The sequence below is a fragment of the Flagellimonas hymeniacidonis genome (genome assembly GCF_008040165.1).
GTDB lineage: Bacteria > Bacteroidota > Bacteroidia > Flavobacteriales > Flavobacteriaceae > Flagellimonas > Flagellimonas hymeniacidonis.
Map to the genome: position 1 here is coordinate 1,836,867 of NZ_VRUR01000001.1, position 18,813 is coordinate 1,855,679.

15 protein-coding genes are annotated in these 18,813 nt (G+C 37.3%); 10 read left to right on the top strand and 5 right to left on the bottom strand.

The window, feature by feature from the left end; all coding sequences use genetic code 11:
* Positions 1–107: 107 nt before the first annotated feature.
* From FVB32_RS08310 to FVB32_RS08320, 3 genes are all read left to right on the top strand, one after another.
* Positions 108–521, top strand: coding sequence for a hypothetical protein (locus tag FVB32_RS08310; protein ID WP_187269521.1), 414 nt, complete (start codon positions 108–110; stop codon positions 519–521).
* A gap of 109 nt (positions 522–630) precedes the next feature.
* Entirely contained in the window at positions 631–2,199 is a 1,569-nt protein-coding gene (locus FVB32_RS08315) for an outer membrane protein assembly factor BamB family protein (protein ID WP_147743118.1), read from the top strand.
* Between the two features lie 666 nt (positions 2,200–2,865).
* Positions 2,866–3,177 carry a hypothetical protein gene (locus FVB32_RS08320; RefSeq protein WP_222707952.1) on the top strand — a complete coding sequence of 104 codons (312 nt, stop codon included), beginning with the start codon at positions 2,866–2,868 and terminating at the stop codon, positions 3,175–3,177.
* 87 nt (positions 3,178–3,264) lie between these two features.
* On the opposite strand, the gene FVB32_RS08325 is transcribed toward FVB32_RS08320, so the two are convergent.
* Genes FVB32_RS08325 through FVB32_RS08335 form a run of 3 tightly spaced genes read right to left on the bottom strand, consistent with a single transcriptional unit; the run spans position 3,265 to position 4,645 of the window.
* Positions 3,265–3,522 carry a hypothetical protein gene (locus FVB32_RS08325; RefSeq protein ID WP_147743124.1) on the bottom strand — a complete coding sequence of 86 codons (258 nt, stop codon included), beginning with the start codon at positions 3,520–3,522 and terminating at the stop codon, positions 3,265–3,267.
* Positions 3,523–3,548: 26 nt separating this feature from the next.
* A complete protein-coding gene (locus tag FVB32_RS08330; RefSeq protein ID WP_147743127.1) occupies positions 3,549–4,127 on the bottom strand; it encodes a hypothetical protein in 579 nt (192 codons plus the stop codon).
* The gene (locus FVB32_RS08335; protein ID WP_147743129.1) at positions 4,124–4,645 is read right to left on the bottom strand and encodes a hypothetical protein; all 522 of its coding nucleotides are present in this window, start codon (positions 4,643–4,645) and stop codon (positions 4,124–4,126) included. Before FVB32_RS08335 ends, FVB32_RS08330 begins: the two co-directional genes overlap by 4 nt.
* A 219-nt stretch (positions 4,646–4,864) precedes the next feature.
* Here FVB32_RS08335 and FVB32_RS08340 point away from each other — a divergent pair, with 219 nt between their 5' ends.
* Together FVB32_RS08340 and FVB32_RS08345 are read left to right on the top strand one after the other, a co-directional pair.
* Entirely contained in the window at positions 4,865–5,404 is a 540-nt protein-coding gene (locus FVB32_RS08340) for an RNA polymerase sigma factor (protein WP_147743132.1), read from the top strand.
* 14 nt (positions 5,405–5,418) lie between these two features.
* On the top strand, positions 5,419–6,204 hold the full coding sequence (locus tag FVB32_RS08345; protein ID WP_147743135.1) for a zf-HC2 domain-containing protein: 786 nt from the start codon (positions 5,419–5,421) through the stop codon (positions 6,202–6,204).
* On the opposite strand, the gene FVB32_RS08350 is transcribed toward FVB32_RS08345, so the two are convergent.
* A complete protein-coding gene (locus tag FVB32_RS08350) occupies positions 6,196–9,285 on the bottom strand; it encodes a CHAT domain-containing protein (RefSeq protein WP_147743138.1) in 3,090 nt (1,029 codons plus the stop codon). The two genes, FVB32_RS08345 and FVB32_RS08350, sit on opposite strands and share 9 nt — an antisense overlap.
* Positions 9,286–9,682: 397 nt before the next feature.
* On the opposite strand from FVB32_RS08350, the gene FVB32_RS08355 reads away from it, so the two are divergent.
* From FVB32_RS08355 to FVB32_RS08365, 3 genes are all read left to right on the top strand, one after another.
* Entirely contained in the window at positions 9,683–10,300 is a 618-nt protein-coding gene (locus FVB32_RS08355) for an aminotransferase class I/II-fold pyridoxal phosphate-dependent enzyme (protein WP_147743141.1), read from the top strand.
* A 535-nt stretch (positions 10,301–10,835) separates the two neighbouring features.
* Positions 10,836–12,728 (top strand): helix-turn-helix domain-containing protein, encoded by a 1,893-nt coding sequence (locus FVB32_RS08360; RefSeq protein ID WP_147743145.1) that lies wholly within the window; start codon positions 10,836–10,838, stop codon positions 12,726–12,728.
* A gap of 165 nt (positions 12,729–12,893) precedes the next feature.
* A complete protein-coding gene (locus FVB32_RS08365; RefSeq protein ID WP_147743148.1) occupies positions 12,894–14,510 on the top strand; it encodes a hypothetical protein in 1,617 nt (538 codons plus the stop codon).
* Positions 14,511–14,761: 251 nt separating this feature from the next.
* On the opposite strand, the gene FVB32_RS17720 is transcribed toward FVB32_RS08365, so the two are convergent.
* Entirely contained in the window at positions 14,762–14,929 is a 168-nt protein-coding gene (locus FVB32_RS17720; RefSeq protein ID WP_187269523.1) for a hypothetical protein, read from the bottom strand.
* Between the two features lie 863 nt (positions 14,930–15,792).
* On the opposite strand from FVB32_RS17720, the gene FVB32_RS08370 reads away from it, so the two are divergent.
* Both FVB32_RS08370 and FVB32_RS08375 read left to right on the top strand, forming a co-directional pair.
* Positions 15,793–16,992, top strand: a complete 1,200-nt coding sequence (locus FVB32_RS08370) for an FG-GAP repeat domain-containing protein (protein WP_147743150.1) — start codon at positions 15,793–15,795, stop codon at positions 16,990–16,992.
* 6 nt (positions 16,993–16,998) lie between these two features.
* Positions 16,999–18,810, top strand: a complete 1,812-nt coding sequence (locus FVB32_RS08375; protein ID WP_147743154.1) for an alpha/beta hydrolase — start codon at positions 16,999–17,001, stop codon at positions 18,808–18,810.
* Positions 18,811–18,813 lie beyond the last annotated feature (3 nt).

Genomic DNA, 18,813 nt, shown 5'->3' on the forward strand with positions numbered 1-18,813 from the left:
TTCAAATAAAGGATAGCTCCGATTGAAGTAAGGAATTTTAACCAAACAAATAATAATTGAAACCGAAAATCAAAATATTACTTCTATTAGTGCTATTTTCCATTACTATGAATGGACAAAAAACTAATCTGGAACTTGGCGAATTAAAAGCAGATATGGTTAAATATGTACTCGAAATTGGAGAAATATTTGAATTCAATCTCGATTTCACGGATAACTCTATCAAAAACGTTGAAAAAATTTTATCTGAAATCCACTCAGAATATAAAAGGACACAAGATCCCGAAGGATTAAATGGAGTTGCAATTCAATTTGGGTTTTACATTATGGAGACAATCGAAAGGAATCATGGCAATACCTGGTTTGAAAGGAATCACAAAGATTTTGGAGAAAACTCATTCCCTTTTTATTGGAATGAGATGACCTTGTTCCCAATTGGCTGGTGTCAAAAACGAATTTTTGATGGGTCAGATGATAATGTTTGGGCGAAATATAAAATTGCTGTAATTGACAAGAATTAGTAAAGTTCAATTAAAGGATTCCATTAGTTAAATTTTATGAGACATATTGTTTTTGTTATCACTGCAATTCTGACTATTAAATAATTTTTCCATTTTAAAAGTGTTGTCAATGAAATACAATCGAATTATCCTTATAACCTTATTGGTAATGTGCGTTACGGTCAGATCCCAAAAAAAGAAAATAACTGTCCTTGCAAACGATAAAAAGGAAATAGGAACCAATATAATATCCGAAACTGCAATTTTGGCCACTGAATATCTTTTTGCCGAAAGGGTCAGCGAATTTCAAATTGATACTTTATCAAACCACATTGACCTTCAGCTAAGAGGATTGAGCAAGAATGGAAAGTGGCTTGACAACAAAGGTTACACATTGAGGTACGATGCTGAAAATCAAAAAGTCTTATGGTCAGAAAAAGTTAATTATCAATTGGAAAATATTGAACAATTTGAGGGTATTACTCTTAGAACCAAAGCAGGGAAAACTTTCTGTATTGATAATGATACGGGTGAGGAACTCTGGGAGATAAAGAATTCCATTCTTTTTGTTGATCGAACCAAAAAGATAGCACTGGGTTATCGATTGGCCTCATCCAACAAGGACCCAGAAATACTCGAAGGAATCGATTTGAGAAATGGAAATATTCTTTGGGAAAGATTCATTACCCGTGAATATGGATGGGATGATATATACCGAATTGATGAATCTAACCTAATGATAGTTGCGGGTGGTGTCCATAAATTGAACATCAGTGATGGTACAGGTTGGGATTATCATACCAAAACAGGGAAGAAAGACTATACTTCTTCGGCTGTAGGTACTGGACTCGGAATTGTTGCGGGTCTTTTAACGGGAACATATGCCGCATCAACTGGTCACGATCTGGTTAGAGATGTGCGTTCAAACGTTATAGAGGATAGTTTGAATATCTATTTCGCCTCTAACGAATACTTTGTAAAGTTGGGTGAGAAAGGAAGCATTAGGTGGCAAATAAAGTTGCCAGATGATAAAACTAGTAAGTCACAAATTTTCAAAAAGGAAGAAGAACTGCTCATGGTCAACAAAGGGTTTGCCTACATGGGATATCGAAAACTTGATGTCGGCATGCCTTTTATAGCTTCTTTCGACAGTGAAACCGGGCAGCAAAAATATCTTATAGAAGTTGGGGAGGAAAAAAACGATAACATAAATGGAATTGACCTAGATGGAAATAACCTTTTATTGCTGTTTCCAAATCGGGTATCAAAATTTAACATGGAAAATGGGCAAATCATCGAAAGCTCTCCTTTCAGTGAAGTGGGCTTTGGAGGACTGAATAACTTCATTGGCGAACATGTCTTTATAGAAAACAACTCCAAATATATAAGTTTACCGAAAGTAGATATAGCAAAACACTATGTGCTAACAAACAAGAATAAAATACTTGTCCTTGATTCTGAGTTAAAACCTGAAGATGAAATTGATACTAACCAAGTTTATTTATACTATCTCAAATGGAAAGATTACAGCTTTCTCACCAGAGACAATAGTACTATGGTTATTGACGGGAAAGGTCAGAAAGTTGCAGAAATTACTGTAAACAAGAATTCAAGATTAATTGGTAATAAGCTGTATAGTATTTCTGATAAAAGTCTTTCGATTATAGATTTGAATCAAATCATTGACACCGAACCTTGATTTAGTGTTTTTAGTGAATCCGAAGTTCCCTATGACCCATTCCGGGATACTTTTCATTTTAGGATTATTTTGATGTACTATACATTTATACAAACAAATTGAAAATTCAAATAAACGATGCGTAACACGGATTTAACTATGAATACGGGAAAAATTCTGAAAAACTGAAATACAACAAAGAAATTGGCTTGACGGGGAGTAAAATTATGCATGTGATTGTGGAAGCTTTGACAATTGAATAAATCGAGGCTACTTTGATACAAAAATCACCAACAGAATACCTAAGATAGTATGCTACTATTGATTGATACATGTCAATCAATGTTTATATAGTAAAGATTTTCACAGGCATACTGTATATAAAATTAGTTTTAGGTAGAAATTAAAAAAGCTTCCGAGAAATCGGAAGCTTTTTCTTTTCTAGTAGCGGGAACAGGACTCGAACCTGTGACCTTCGGGTTATGAGCCCGGCGAGGTTATTCACTTTGTTTATAACGAATTGATAGTCAATTAATTAGTAATTATTTTAAGATAACTCCATAACCCGAACGTCTTTAAAGGTATTGTTCCCAACTTAAAATGATAACCTGTGTCCTATGATGGGAGAATTATCGAATACTTAGTTATACTTTTGGAAATAGTTTAATGAAATTGAACTTACTGATTATGGGAACTGAATTTGATTTGAACAAGGCTCTTCTTCCTGGAGGAATCCGGAATGAACTTCATCTTGAAAGAGCCTCTATTGCCCACAGACTATTAAGACTAATGGTCAAGGAAAATGGAAAATTAGAACCAATCTGGAAAAAACTTGGAGAAGTTATTAGGGCTTATGAAGATGAAAACTGGTCTCGAAATTCCAATATAACCCAGAAACAAATAGAAGAAAGCGACCAAGCAGAATTAAAGGCGGAAAAAGAAAGGCCTTGGATTCGTCAATATCTTGTAAAAAATTTAGAACACTTCATAAGCAATTAATGCCAGATTTGTATTGCTCAACTTGGATAATTTGAATTGTTGGTTTAATGGGGTTGCGCTCCGAAAAAAGTTTAAATAAATGTGGGTTTAAGGATACACTTGATAACAATCATCTGAATTTCCAGTTGGTGGGCAATAAGAGGCTTTGCAGGCACTGCCCTGTTTTTCTTTCGCAATTTCTACGCACCTAGACTCCGAAACAAATGGGTGGTTGGTCTGCACAAAGGGTTGACTAGTGCCAAAACCTCCACAACTAATGCTGCAATTACCACCTTCTTCACCTGACGAGCAGGAAAGAGAAAATATCAAAAATACTATTGAAAAATATTGAAAAAGAGGTTTCATAAATATTTTGGTTGATAAGGTTTAAATCATTCTTGAACAATACATTCTGCCGGTTCCATTAAGCTGGCCTGAAGATTTTTATTCAGTATTTCATAGTCAAAGAAGATGCCGGTATCATCGCTTCCCATTTTCTCTTCGGATACTTTATCCGAGGAAAAATAAACCTTTATATAGACCACGGGTTGGGAGGCAAGTAGTTGCATCTGCTCAGCGCTCACCTCATAATAAGGTCTGTTTATTTCTGTTGTCACTGGCAACGTAAACTTACCTAGTAATGTTCTGTCTGGATATAGTGTGATGATACTGTCATCTTGGAACCGAATTATTAATGGATTATCTTTTAAAATATCTATTCTTCGACCTAACTCACGAACCAAAACCAATGACAGATAATAATCATCATCTGACTTCACGAAGTTGGCGGATGCAGCTTGGCTGAATTTCGAGAATAAAGGCTTTAGCTTAGTGGCCTTTACAATTTTCTTGTCTTCAAAATGTTTGTTTGCCTTGCGCACCCTTTTTTCTGAGTATTTACATTTTTGTCCAAAAGATGTTGCACAAACGCATAAGGCCAATAGAATGATAAAATGGAAATGTGGTTTCATATTTTCATTGAGATTTTAATCGTTGCAACTCCCATTTCAGATGAGACATCAAATTGTAAGGGCAAGTAGAACCCAACAGATTTTTTATTCAGGTATATGGGTTTCCACTTAGGGACAAGAAGTCCTACCAATGCGCCCAAAACTGCACCTCCTCCTGTCATTGCCAAATAAAAACCGGCATCCTTTTCTTGTGGCCGCCCCAATGCATCAGTATCCAGATCTATAAGAAGAGAGCTCAAAGCTCCTGTTGCCGCGCCAAAAGATGCCCCTACCAAAACATGATTCCCTTTAGGGATTTTGATAAAATCTATCTCATCCACCATCATACTTTTCTGTTTCCCACTGTTTGAATCAAAAAAAGACGCTTCCATACCCGAAATAGTGAAATCCTTCGCGCTAATAACTTTGTGGTCTTGCAGGTATACTTTGGCTTTGGCATAACGGGTTCCATCGTGGGTTTGTGCAATTCCCTCAAATACCATAGTGAAAATCAATATCACAAAAACAACATACTTCATAAGATTATCTTTTGAATTGTACGCAAGTCTCGGCGGAAGTTTAACATAAAATGTATTCCCCTTATTTTATTATTCATTCAATGCTTACCGTACCTAATTAATAGACTCTGAAAAGGGCTGTTTTTTCCCGACGTTCATATAAAATTGTTTAGCGGGCGAAAAAGGGCATCGGGAAATTTTTATCTATTTTGCAGTCATTAAACCGACACCACAACCTCAATGGGTAGACCTATTCGAAATGATTCCGATGTTTTATGGGGCAATTATTTACAAGGTGATAGGGCCGCTCTCAAGGAACTGATAAATAGGTACAATGATGTATTGCTCATGTTCTTGCTTGGAAAAACCAAGAACAGGGAAATAGCCAAGGAGATAGCACAGGAAACCTGGCTTAAGATGGCAAAGCACAAAAAGGGCATTAAAAACTTCAAGGCATATCTGTATAAGGTAGCCTCAAATGCATGGATAGACATGTGCACGAAGAACAGCAAAATAAAAAGTGTCGAAAAAACTACCTCTTCAATTAATGGAATAGCAGTGAAACCTGAAGTTTTCTATAAGCTGAGGGAGGAGGATATAACCAAAATGTACCGCTCTTGTCTGACAGATGGAGAATATGAATTATGGAAACTTCATTGTGAAGGATATAATAGTGAAGAAATATGCAAGCGGCTTTCGATACAAAGAAAAACTGTGGACAACAAAAAATCCATGATTCGTAAAAAATTGATGCTGGAAATAAAAAACCTTACAAAATAGTTAATGCGGTTCTTATGAATGATTTTTTAACCAATGAAGGACATATAGGTTTTGAAGTACTGATCGACCATGTTGATGGTATTTTGGATTCCAAATCCCAAGAGAAAATCGAGGAGCACATTAAAAAATGTACTGAGTGTTCAGGAACCATAGACAGTATTAAATGGTATTATGAAACTTATGGAAAGGATAGGAAAAATCTTGAAAACTATCTGTTCGAAACTAAAAAAGGGATATTGGAAGCTTTGGATGATGTTTTACAGGAACCACACACCGAACCAAAAAAGATACTCCCTTTATGGCAAAATATTTCCCGTGTCGCTGCAATTGTACTTCTTCTCATAATTCCTGTCCTGTTTATTATCAATAGCTCAAAATCCTCAACTGCATTATTAAACGAATATCTTTCCTCCCCTTATCATAAACCACCTGTCTTACGAGGAGATGTTGACCAAAATATAATCCTTTGGAATCGAGTAGCCTTTCAATATGAGAGCAAGGAATATGATGAAACCATAACTTCCTTAAAAGCAATAATCGACCGAAAAGAAACACTTTCAATGGCTCATTTTTATACAGGTCTTTGTTATCTGTATTTAGAAAGCCCCAACCCTGGTAAGGCAATATCACACTTGCAAAAAGTAGCGAACGGCGAAAATCCATTTAAGGAGCAAGGGCTGTGGTACTTAAGTCTAGCTTATTTGCAGAACAGCCAAGAAACGTTATGCATACAGACTCTTGAAAGTATTAAGGGGTATAAGTACAAGGAGGCTCAAAAGTTATTAAGTGAACTAAACTGATGATTTAGTCGACCGTTTTCTATTTCTGAATAAAAACAGTATAATTATTCCGATCAAAAGGGCTGCTAATGCATATTTGTACCCCTTTAGTCCCTGGGATTCAATATTTAATGGCTGGGTATTTCCATGAGCAATAAAACCTGCCCAAAAATAGGGATGCTCGTACAGCGGGTTTTCAATATTTTGAAGATAATTCAATTTGGATTTTCGCAAGGCTTCATCAATGGGAAAGCCTACCATAAGATAGTCATAGAAATCAATCATAGGTGCAACCGTGGTTTCATCTGGGACTTTCCATAGACTAGCCACCAAACTTGGGCAGCCAGCATAGGCGAATGCACGCGAAAGGCTCATCATGCCTTCTCCCTTATTTATTTTTCCGTAACCACTATCGCATGCACTCAACACGGCCAAATCGGCATTGAGTTCCAAATTATAGATTTCGGAAACGTTCAAATAACCATCCTCGGTACTTTCTTCTTTTTGTGCGAACAGCAGTCTTGAGAACATAGGCTCTGTATCATCTAAAAGTCCATGCATGGCAAGATGTAGTATTTGATGGGAACCCGCTGTTTCTTTGAATACTTTTTCTGTAGCTGAAGAGCCAAACCAAGCTTTGCCATCCAATTTTTCTGCAATGCTGCGAACCTCTTTTTCCGCTCCTGGTAAAGCCATTATATCCATCGCCACATTGGTAGCAGTTTTTTCCACTCCGCTGTCCACAGGAGATGTTGCCGCAGATGATGCATATTTTGGGGCATATCCCCCAAAAGTTGATTCTCTCCGTACGCTTGCATTGGATTTAGGTGCTTCCGTTGAATTTCTTAGGAATGTTGATGAGTACGCATAACTCACAGAATAATCTTTTATGAGATAAGACAAGCCTTTGTACTTAAAACGCTCTGGATTTTCTGGAGGTCTTATTAGTAAGGCTTCAAAATTTAGATAACTCAACTCCCCATCTGGAACCACTATAATTTTCTTTAAGGACTGTTTTGATGCGCCCAATGGTTCACTTAGCAATATCCCATACAATCCATGGGCAGCATTAACAAATGCCCGCTTGGTTTTTGGGCTAGCATCAATTACCTGTTGATAGTTTGTCAAACCTTCCTTGAAATCCTGTATCCATTTTTTATAAGACACTGTTTTTTTTATGATCAAGGTGTTAAAATCATCTTTTGTAATACTAAAAAGATACAACTGATCTTCTCCTACAAAGAACTCCAAAAGCATACTATGCTCATCCAACAGTTTTTCCTGTACCTCTTCAACAGAAAATTCATCTACTTCATATTTTAGCTGATGATACCGGCTATAGCGCTTTTCAATTTCTTCTCTGATTGACTCATACGCCGTTCTGGTCCGTAATAACTTTTCTCTATATGTTTTTGTTTTTGCCGAGTCTTTTTTTTGAATCGCTGAGTGCAGTTCGCTATTGTAAAATGCTAATTTTATATTCAAGCTTTTTTCTTGCTCAACAACACTATCGGGAATCCCTGCATATTTCTTGATCTTGGAATATTTGAGTTCTTGCAATAGAAGAAATGCCTTGCTTTTTTCGGAAAATTCGAACGCCTGTTTTAAATATTCCTTATTGTTGTGCAGCTTAAATAGTTCATAGGAAACTTCAATTGATTTTTCATAGACTGGGATTGATTTTTCTATGAATTCTTGCTTGGAAATGGTTGACGTAATCTCAAATTTGAGCTGATCAATCAACTCCAAAGCAGTTTTGTAGGTAGTAAAGCTACCTTCAAGATCCAAAATGTTTTGGTTTGCACCCATTTGATAGCGAGACAACAAAACCGTTGCTTTTGCTGCCAACAAATCCAAAAGAATATTCTTTGATGCAACTTCCTTTGGAGAGGGGTTTGCATATATGTCGGTTTCATCAAAATTATTGGACAAAGAGGTTAGACCCTTTTGAAAATACGACAGGGCATTTTCCCATTGACCAAGTTTTGTGAAGTACGAGCCAAAGATGTAACAGGTGTTCGCATAATCTGGATGGTTTAGGCCAAGTACCTTGCCCTGAATGGACAAACCTTTGTGAAAATAATCCAAGGCCTTTATTTCTTTTTCAATGGCCACAAAACATTTGCCCAAATTAATATAGGTTGTGGCCACATAAGGATGATGCTCCGATAGTGTTGCATTGAATATATTCAATGCCTTTTTGTGATAACTTATGGCTTTTGTTGCGTTTCCAATATTTAACCATGCTGCTCCAAGATTATTATAAAAAATACCAGCATACACATGCTTTTCACCAAGTAATTGAATCAAAACCTCCAAAGCATTTTCATAGGCACCAATCGCTTTGACATAATTTCCTTGTGCATCATATGATTTCCCCAAATTGGAGTATCCTATGGCCTTAAATTGATTCTGTTCCCCGATTGCATTCTCCATCACATCCAATGCCCGTTGAAAATATTCTTGGGCATTTTTGAATTCCCCTTTACTTAAGTAAATGGCCCCAATATTGGTATAATCTTGGGAAAGACTAAAATCATTTGAATCTACTGATTTGAGACGGGTATCCAATCCTTTTTTTGCAGTTGTCAAGGCATTTTCATAATCACCTCGATACTTGTAGCTAACAGATAAACTACTGTAGGTCTGCGCTACCTTTGGGTGGATCTTCCCCAATGTATTCAACCTGATTTTCAATGCTCTTTTATAATTTTCAAACTGCTTTTCATAATCCCCTTGTCGACTCCAATCAAACCCGAGGTTTTGATAGGTATCTGCTATTTCAGGAATTTCGCCCAATCTTTCAAGTCCAGTGGACAGTGCCAATTGCAGATATTCCTGGGCTTCTTTATGCTCTGAAATGAGAGTATGGCATGCCCCTAATCCGTTCAATGATTTCACATAACCGAACCAATAAGGTACTTTTTCATAATTGGTGAGAGCTTTTTGATAATATATTATGGATTGTTTATAGTCACCAGCATCACCAAACTTGCGGGCTTTTTGGTAGAATTGATTCGCTAAAACAGTATCAAGTTCTTGGGCAAATAACCCCTGTAGAAAAAGTAAGGAAACAACAAAAAATCCACCAACAATTTTCATAAAATTAAGATGAGGTATACGCTGAGCTTTCAAAACGTGAATAATGTCAAATTAAATCAAAATTAATGGTACAAAAACTAGAATCAAAGTACGATAAAATATACCCTAACCAAAATACGATCTATGGATGCCAATAATAGAAAATCGACCGTTTTTTTTGACTAATATTCAGTGGAGGTTCAGAAACTTAAAAGTTCAGAAAAAGGTCGGATTATTTACGTATATAAGGTCTTGAATAACGTTCTTTTTATGATACCTAGGAATAATAGATTTCTTCTTTGCTGATGCAGTAACCTCTGCTAATAAAAAAAGTTAGTGCCCCATTCAATTGTTCTAACTATCATGAGGAGGGTGATCGGACCAAACTTAGAAATGTATACTTTTATTTTGAGATGAAATTCATTCAGATATCGTGTATTCTGGGGCTAGCTTTAATAGTATAGCTTCATTGAATAATAGTGAGAATCATATTGCTATTATAGGTTCCCCAGCCAAAACATTTGGTATGCAAAGCATTTCAAATGGCTATTTATATATTCCAAATCAAAACACATACAAGCAAATTAAAAACACTATTGGTTCTTTATATTTGGACCATGGAAGCATACATTCTGCTAATGCTACAATAGCAGCTTATACAAAAGGCGAGGAGTGGTTAGATGATTTTCTGATATATCTTGAAAAAACAATGCATTGGATTCAAGATTTTGTTACAAATGAATTACCAGAAGTAAAGCTATACAAACCAGAAGGCACCTACCAAGTTTGGTTAGATTTCAGTAAATTGAATTTATCTGATACAGCTTTAAAACATTTGGTTGTGAATCAGGCCAAATTGGCTTTGACCCCTGGTGATTGTTTTGAAGGTTCGCACACACAATTCATGCGTATGAATGTAGCTTCGCCATTGTCCAAAATTCAGCAAGCCTTTCGTCAGTTAAAAAACGCCATAAATGAAGGTGTAGATTGTTCATTTAACGAAGCTGTATCAGATACTGATTGTTGTTCGTGTTAAATTATTTATTTTAAAATAATTATACATAATTTCCTGTTACAACATCCATATGGCTTTGAGCTAGGATAAAAGTATATTGTGCTTTTTTTAGTGTCGTACACAAATAAAATTTTAGTCCCATAAAATCAACGTTTCTCGGAACAACTGGCTTACTGTTGTGAGGTAATTAATCCCCCCTTTATTTAAACTTTTCTGTATCTGAGCTAATCTGTAAAAACAGTATTGAAAAACGGTACAAAAAATAAAACCATTGATGCCATAGAAGGGAATTACCGGGAATACTAAAAGACTAAGTATGGGACACTCGACAGAACACTTATGTGAACTTGGAAATCTGTTTTTTAAAAAGCGGTTTTAAGGTACTTTCCAAAATTCCTATTAATTCAATTTGTGCTTAAACCAAAATTTAAAAAAAGTATGCTGAACGGCCCTAACATTAGTTTTTCACTCCAACAATAGAGGGCATTAAATCAGTCTTAGTTGCTTAATTTTAGTACCTTTAAGAAGGTAGTCCCCTGATTAATCTGTGATTCTAATGGAAAAGCTTGAAGGTGAAAATCTTGGTCAGGATCAAGTTTTACTCAAAAAACTTGGAGCAATTGTCCTAGAGAATTTGGACGATGAAGGTTTCAGCGTCCAAACCCTTGCCTATTCCTATGGCATCAGCCGCTCACAGTTGCACCGGAAGCTAAAAAGAATAAAAGGACAGTCCATAAGCCAATTTATTCGCGAAATAAGACTCAATGAAGCAATGAAAATGCTCAGGAACGATGAAGCCTCAGTTTCGGAGATTGCATACAAGGTAGGCTTTAGCAGCACATCCTACTTTAATACTTGTTTTCATAAACACTATGGATACTCCCCTGGCAAGGCAAAACACCATGATTATTCCGAAGAAGATGTTTTAGCGAAAGCCCCGATATTGCCAGAAGAGAAAAAGAGTTTACTTTCAAGACCATTATTAATGATTATTGTACTGGCAGCTATCTTCCTTACTATAATCCTAAGCCTGTATTGGGCTAAACCTGCAAATACGTTACCCAATAAACCAAAATCAATCGCGATTCTTCCACTGGATCATTTATCCGATAATACCTCCCAAGAGTATCTTACGGCCGGGATTCATGATGCGTTGATCGGTGAACTGGGAACCATTAAAGGGCTAAGGGTAATATCAAGATTATCCACCTTGCAATACCAAAATCGAGGCGGATTAATGAAAGACATTGCGAATGAGCTTGACGTGGATGCCATTATTGAGGGTTCGGTCGTTATTCAGGGTGATAGTCTCAGACTGCAATTACAGTTGATAGATGTTTATCCGGAGGAGAAACATTTATGGGCAGAGGACTATCATCGAAGCACAAATGAAATCCTTTCCTTGCAAAGTACGGTTATTGAAGACATAGCGAACTCCATCAAAATTAGTTTGACAAAGAATGACAAAGAACGTCTCATTTCTCAGCAAAATACCAATCCAGAGACCTACAAAGCCTATCTCAGGGGAATGTACTACATTTCCAAATCCAACGCTGAAGATTTTAGCAAGGGGATTGAATATTTGCACCAAGCAGTAGAAATTGACCCGGCCGACCCCATTGCCTATGCCGGTTTGGCCGAGGGTTATGCGCTTCTGGGGCATGGCCCAGACCCTATGAATTCACCTTGGCACAGAGGTAAGGCCGCTGCTTTAAAAGCCTTGGTGTTGAATCCTAAATCCGCTAAGGCGCATTCCGCCTTGGCCATGATTCAATTATACTACGAACGGGATTGGAAAGCCGCAGAGCGCTCATTTGCAATGGCCGAGCAATTGAACCCTAATCTACCTTACAACCGTTACCACTATGCTTGGTATTTGATTCTTTTGGGGAAGTGGGAAGAAGCTATTCATGAACATCAATTGGCAAAGCAATTGGACCCCTTGGCCCCATTGATCAGTTCAGATTTGGGAATGCTCTATTACTGGATGGGCAAGAACGATGAAGCAATCAAGGAAGTGGAAGAAGCATTGGAAATCGATAAGGAGTTTGCCCCAGCTTGGAAAACCCTCGGTGATATCTATATTTCGAAAGGGTGGCACGAGAGAGGTATAGAAGCATTTCAAAGATCTGTTGAAATCAACCCTGCCTCCTTATGGGCTTTGGGTACGGCCTATGCCAGAATAGGAGACAGGGACAAAGCCCTTGAAATTGCCGCTAAGCTTAAGAAAGGTCAAGTATCCTCCAGAAACGCTTTTGGACTCACTGCGATTTACGCCTTACTAGATGAAAATAACGAGGCTTTTAAATGGTTGATTCACAAGCCATCAGATGTTTATGTACCCTGGCTCAGGGTTTTTCCAGGCATCGACTCCTTTAGAAAAGACCCTCGGTTTCAAGAATTTCTCGATCAATTAAATTTACCCCCAATCACTATTTCTGCAACATAGTTTAAAGAATTCAACATAATTGAATTAAAAGTTTAAACGAATCACTACATAGTCAAAACTGCCCTCACACGCTTTTTTAGACCTTTAGGGTAAGCGTTCGCTATTTGATTGGCCAATCATTCTTAATGTTTAATCAGGTCGTAACGACCAAAAAATCTAATAATTATGAAAACTTTGAACATGTTTTCCTGGAATTTTATGGCCAAATCTTTTCTAAGTACAATCTTATTGGCGACTATAGGATGTGACGATAACAATGGGCAAGAATACATCTCCATTGATTCAGCATCTGATGAGAGAGAGTGGGTTAATTTTATTGAAGATCTGTCCTATGAATCCATTGTTTTGGTAGCGGATAAAAATGAATTAAACGATGCACTTCAACAAGTATCCGAGGGAGATTTGATTTTTTTTGAAGAGAACGGCTCTGGCGGATCTCAGGATCCTCAAAGCACAGAAGGGGAGCTACTGGCCGTATCAGGACTTGACGAAGGACAAATTACTATCAAAGATTTATCCGATAACAAAGCAAAGCTAAAATCATCCGGTACAGAATCTAAAGGCAAAGGTCAATATAGGAGAAGTTGCCGTATTCTCGAAATCAAAAGATCCATGCTTTCAGACGACATTGCCCATTATCAAATTTTGGTTCGTTTGGGCAGTGGGCCTTACGATATAGTTCGGATACATCGCGTGGTGAAGGAAACAAGAAGGTATCGTCCTGTGAGAACTTCTGGCAATATTTTTATGGTACACGGATCATCGCAAGACTTTGATGACATTTTTCTTCGCCCGGGAGTAGATAGCCCAAATGAGCAAAACTCCTCGCCCTATTTTTTGGCCTCGCAAAATATTGATGTTTGGGGCATAGATCTAGGTTGGACCTTAGTGCCTTTGGAAACCACGGATTTATCTTCATTTCAAGACTGGGGAACAACGAAAGACACAAGGCATGTTATGAAATCGATGGCCATCGCACGATTGGTAAGAGGGTTGACCAGACAAGGTTTCGGACGGATGAATTTACTGGGTTTTAGCTACGGTGGAAACCTTGCCTATTCAGCTGCTTTCAAGGAAACCCAACAACATCCAATTCTAAGGGATATCAAAGGGATTATTCCGACAGATTGGGCTATGTTATTTGCTCCTGAAGACGATGAGTACCGTGAAAATATTTGTAACAACGGTCGTGCGGCAGAAGTGAACTATTCAAATGGGGTTTACCAAACCAGCAATGGTGTTGCGTTTGCAGCGGTTGGCGGGGCTGCCCTGTCGGATCCAATGGGTGATTCCCCCTTTGCACCGGGTTTTACAAATTATCAATTTGCCATAGCCGCCGCCGCTTTGCCCGGCCCTTCGCCACAAGCACCCAGCTGGCACTTTTTAGGAGGCGAATTTGATGGACAAACTCCTACAGGTCTTCTATACACCGATACTGAACGATGGTTTAAATTATTGGTTTCTTTAGCACCACATCAACCAACGTACAATGCTGTAGAAGGTTTTGGTAAATTCTGTGAAGAAAATGTGGCTACCATTGAAAATCAACTTGGCGAACTTAGAATACCCATACTTTATATTGGTGCTGCAGGAGGTTTTGGTGAACAAGGTGTTTACAGTACCACTCGAACAAATAGCAAGGATGTAAGCATTCATATAGTCAGTAAACAACCTGAGGAACTACGGGCAATAGATTATGGTCATGCGGATATTTTCATGGCGGATGATGCTGCCCAAATGGTTTGGGAACCGCTCAGAGATTGGTTGATCAGCCACAAGTGAAGATTAAAGTGGAAATTCTTTTGAGATGCAAAAAGCAGATAGCGACTGTGGTCATCTCGAACAGTTTGATATATTAAAGTAAATCGTCTATTGGGATTAATGTTTGAATGGGCTCAGTTCTTAGAGCTGGGTCCTTTTTCCAATCTTATATATTTTCCTTGTTTCATCAAAGGAACGTTTTATGATACCATATATGTACAAGGCTTGCTTTAATTAATCCCAGGTTTATTTGAACTTTTTAAAATATCACATTAACCCTCATGATTCTGTATCGCTTCGAAAATTTCTTCCCATAACAAATCAATTTCTTCTGGATTCACAATTTGGAAGGTGGAAGCCACGGTTGAAAAATCATTTATAACTTTTATTGGGTCGTCATATTCAACACCTTCTCTAGAAATGCTAAGAACTTGTAGCATTTTCTTCAGTTCCGTTATTGAAAGCTCAGCATCCAAATTATGGCTGAACTCATTCCTGATTTTATTTAATTCGATTATTCCAGATTATACAAATGCCGCCCTTACATCTTTTTGTGGTAACAATTTAGCTTTATGGGCAAAGGTCAATCTTGCTTCAGATATATCGATCTCAGAACCTTTAAATGCAAGATAGTTGTTCAAATAATGTTCAACTATTAAGATGATACTTTAAGACCAGCCAGATAATGTTGTGGTCCTTATTTATTAACAATTTAAAAAACTCATTTTTTCTGTTAAACTCAGCTTCGATTTTAGAATATTAAGAAAATAAAGGTATTAATTAACTCTAATTCCATAGTTTCAAAATTTTGATTTGTGCTCCGTAAAGGGTAATCTTATATGACTGGGGTCGGTAGTTTCTGTATGTGATTTAAGGAAGTGTGGCAAATCAAAGATGTTAGCCAATAAACTTGTTTTTGGTGGTATTTTGTGCAGTAATACAACTTAAATCAAAATAACTTTGGAACTTCTTTAATAACGTATGCCCATGTAATAGTTTCGTCCCCAACTCCCTCATCTCTGAAATAATTTCTTCTCAAGGCATGCCAACTTGACCTATTGTCATCTCTGTTTGGGTTTAATTAAGACTTAGGATATCAATTCTTCAACTGATGTTATCGGATAGGATCCTCGCAACAAATAGTATTTTTTTTTCTTACATATGAAGTCACAAAGTTAATAAACAAACTCTCGGGGAAGCACTATTGCATTTCGCAACATATTATGTACTCCACAACAATTACCGTAACAATAGCAAAACTTGAACTACTTTTTACTGGAATTAAGTTTTAAACGACTCTATTGTGATTTTACAAAAGTTACCCCCAACCATTAAGTTCTTCATGCTGTTTGGAAGTTTGTATTCCACAAATTGTCAAAACACCCCACCAGATTATAACAGCAGTAATTCCATATTTAGAAACTCGTCTACAGCATATTTAAAAAGCACCAACCTAAATGGAAATTCCATGGATGGTGAATCAATAGATATAGATAATGATGGAGATATTGATATGATATTAGCCATGGAATTTAAAAAGAATATCATACTTATTAATGACGGGTCCGGAGTTTTACAAGATCAAAGTGATATAAGATTTCCAAAGACAGTTCATGATTCTGAGGATATCGCCATTGCTGATTTTGACAATGATGGTGATCTAGATATTGTTTTCGTTAGTGAAGACGATCAAACTAATGAATATTATTTAAACGATGGAAATGCAACATTTACAAATACTTACAAACGTATACATGTCACCGGAATATCCAATGTTGTAGAAACAACGGATTTTAATAATGATGGGTTTGCCGATCTGATTATTGGGAACAGAGGTCAAAATTTCCTGCTTATAAACAACCGAAAGGGTGGATTCTTGGATGAAACCGACTTAAGACTACCAGGTGGAAATCAAACAACCCAAGATATTGAATTGAAGGACATCGATGGGGACAATGATCTTGATATTATTGAAGCCAATGAAACCAGCAACAGGATTCTATTGAACAATGGCATCGGAATTTTCACGGACGAAACAGCTTTGCGACTCCCAAATATAGATGATCAAACCAGGGAAGTTGAACTTGCCGATATTGATAATGATGGAGACCTGGACCTTTTCTTTGCAAATGTAGATTTTGGTGGTATGGGTAATCCTCAAAATCGGTTATTACTGAACGATGGTACCGGGAAGTTTGAAGATATCACCCATGCCGCGTTACCACAAAGTTCCATCAGAACAGTGGGTGCTTCCTTTATAGATATTAATCTTGACGGTTATCCAGATATTATCTCTGGAAACCGTTTTAATGAACTTGACAACATCGTGCTCATAAATGATAAAAAACTAAAATTTCATGACAAGACAAAATATTATTTCCCGAAGTTAAATACATACCCGTTTGACTTTCAGTACGCTGATTTTAATAATGACGGGTTAACTGATATCTATATCTGCAATTTCAGAGGTGAAGATATGTTGTTATCCAGAACTGCAAAATAGGAATATATGATAGACCTAACCCTGTTCAATTCTTTGCTTATGTTCAATCGTGTAGTTCTTCTTCTTTTCATAGTTCAGTTTGGTACCGTTTATGGATGTACCGCTGGCATCCAAAACCGAGAGGAATTGGTTATAAATCAAATCATCAAGAATGAGATAAAAGAATTCTATGATATCCCCTATTATACCGGAAAGGAGGCAGATTCAATAAAGCACAAACTAAATCTTTTTATTCCAAGAACAGTTGATAATCCGCCCATTGTTTTGTGGATTCATGGTGGCGCATGGGCTTTTGGTGGACGAAAATTTGAAACCGATCTGGCCCGAAGTTTTGCCAAAGAAGGAATTGCCGTTGCCGCCATTAGCTATAGGCATAGTCCAGCTACATGGAAAAACCCTAAATGGAATAGCGGTGTTCAACATCCCGAACACATTAAAGATGTGGCCAAGGCTTTTTCATGGGTATATGATAATGCAGCATCTTATGGATATGATAAACATTCCATCTTTGTCAGTGGATTTTCTGCTGGCGCTCATCTTTCGGCATTGCTTGCCATGGACCCAAGGTATTTAACAAACGAAGGAAGATCAATAAGAGAAATAAGGGCTGCAATTCCTATAGCTGGCGCTTACGATTTGGTTGCCTATTACAATTCTCATTTAAGATATAATGGTAAAGGAATGGCCGATAGCCATGTTAAAGGAGTATTCGGAAATTCAATGGAAGGCATTAACAATGCTTCACCTACCAAATACATGGACAACCAGTGGGTCCCGCAGCTTGTGATTTCCGAAAGGGAAACTTACGACTACACATTACTGTATGAAAATGAGGCAAAAAAAGCTGATTATAGAACCATGGAATTTCACCATGTGAAAAACAGGAATCATAATGGGTTATACCAAGACCTCAAGAATAATGAAAGCCAAAACAAAAAGCTAATAATCGATTACATCAAAAACAACAGGGCAAACTACAGGTATTTAAACAGAGATGGATTTAAGTTGGCTTATAAAATATTCGGGAATGGCGAACCCGTATTTCTACTCAATGGCGGACCAGGATTTTCCAGTCATAATTTTCAATCTCTAGCTGGAAAAATTGCCAAAGAAGCTCAAAAACAGGTAGTGTTATTTGACCAACGTGGTACTGGGTATTCAGAACTGCTTACCCCTAATCCGTCAAACATATCCTTAAACCTTATGGTGGATGACCTTGAAGCCTTAAGAGAATATTTGAACTTTGATCAGATTTCCCTAATGGGTCAATCATTTGGAGGAATCTATGCGATGGCATATACCGCAAAATACCCTGAAAATGTGGATAAAATTGTGCTATCGCACTCTGCTGGGATGAATATGGAGTTTATGCAAGATGTTGATGAAAGACTGAACAATAGTTTAAGCAGTCAAGACCATGAATTGTTGGATAAATCTATGTCTGAGAACAACCCTGACATAAGTTCGAAGTTGCGTTATAAAGCGCTTTCTTCCGGTTATGTTTTTAACAAGGAGAACAAAGAAAAAGTTTATAGAGGACTGGCGTTTAACTCCAAGTTTTATCCTGAAATCAACCGTTTGATGTGGCAAGACATGCGCAGTAATTATAATGTGGTAAACGCAATGAAGTCGATAAAAAGTCCGGTGCTCATTATACACGGGGATAATGACATTGTTAACCCAAAACATGCCCGGCACACGCACATGACTATTCCCAATTCCAAACTGGTTTTATTGGAGAATTGTGTGCACTATGGCTGGATAGATAATCCTGAAGTCTATTTCAGGGAGGTCTTAAGTTTTCTAAAAACATCATAACTC

Bases quoted from the DNA above. Each gene is read 5' to 3' on its own strand.
- FVB32_RS08310 (WP_187269521.1), top strand. From the start codon at position 108: ATGAATGGACAAAAAACTAATCTGGAACTTGGCGAATTAAAAGCAGAT.
- FVB32_RS08315 (WP_147743118.1), top strand. From the start codon at position 631: ATGAAATACAATCGAATTATCCTTATAACCTTATTGGTAATGTGCGTT.
- FVB32_RS08320 (WP_222707952.1), top strand. From the start codon at position 2,866: ATGGGAACTGAATTTGATTTGAACAAGGCTCTTCTTCCTGGAGGAATC.
- FVB32_RS08325 (WP_147743124.1), bottom strand. From the start codon at position 3,522: ATGAAACCTCTTTTTCAATATTTTTCAATAGTATTTTTGATATTTTCT.
- FVB32_RS08330 (WP_147743127.1), bottom strand. From the start codon at position 4,127: ATGAAACCACATTTCCATTTTATCATTCTATTGGCCTTATGCGTTTGT.
- FVB32_RS08335 (WP_147743129.1), bottom strand. From the start codon at position 4,645: ATGAAGTATGTTGTTTTTGTGATATTGATTTTCACTATGGTATTTGAG.
- FVB32_RS08340 (WP_147743132.1), top strand. From the start codon at position 4,865: ATGGGTAGACCTATTCGAAATGATTCCGATGTTTTATGGGGCAATTAT.
- FVB32_RS08345 (WP_147743135.1), top strand. From the start codon at position 5,419: ATGAATGATTTTTTAACCAATGAAGGACATATAGGTTTTGAAGTACTG.
- FVB32_RS08350 (WP_147743138.1), bottom strand. From the start codon at position 9,285: ATGAAAATTGTTGGTGGATTTTTTGTTGTTTCCTTACTTTTTCTACAG.
- FVB32_RS08360 (WP_147743145.1), top strand. From the start codon at position 10,836: ATGGAAAAGCTTGAAGGTGAAAATCTTGGTCAGGATCAAGTTTTACTC.
- FVB32_RS08365 (WP_147743148.1), top strand. From the start codon at position 12,894: ATGAAAACTTTGAACATGTTTTCCTGGAATTTTATGGCCAAATCTTTT.
- FVB32_RS17720 (WP_187269523.1), bottom strand. From the start codon at position 14,929: ATGCTACAAGTTCTTAGCATTTCTAGAGAAGGTGTTGAATATGACGAC.
- FVB32_RS08375 (WP_147743154.1), top strand. From the start codon at position 16,999: ATGATAGACCTAACCCTGTTCAATTCTTTGCTTATGTTCAATCGTGTA.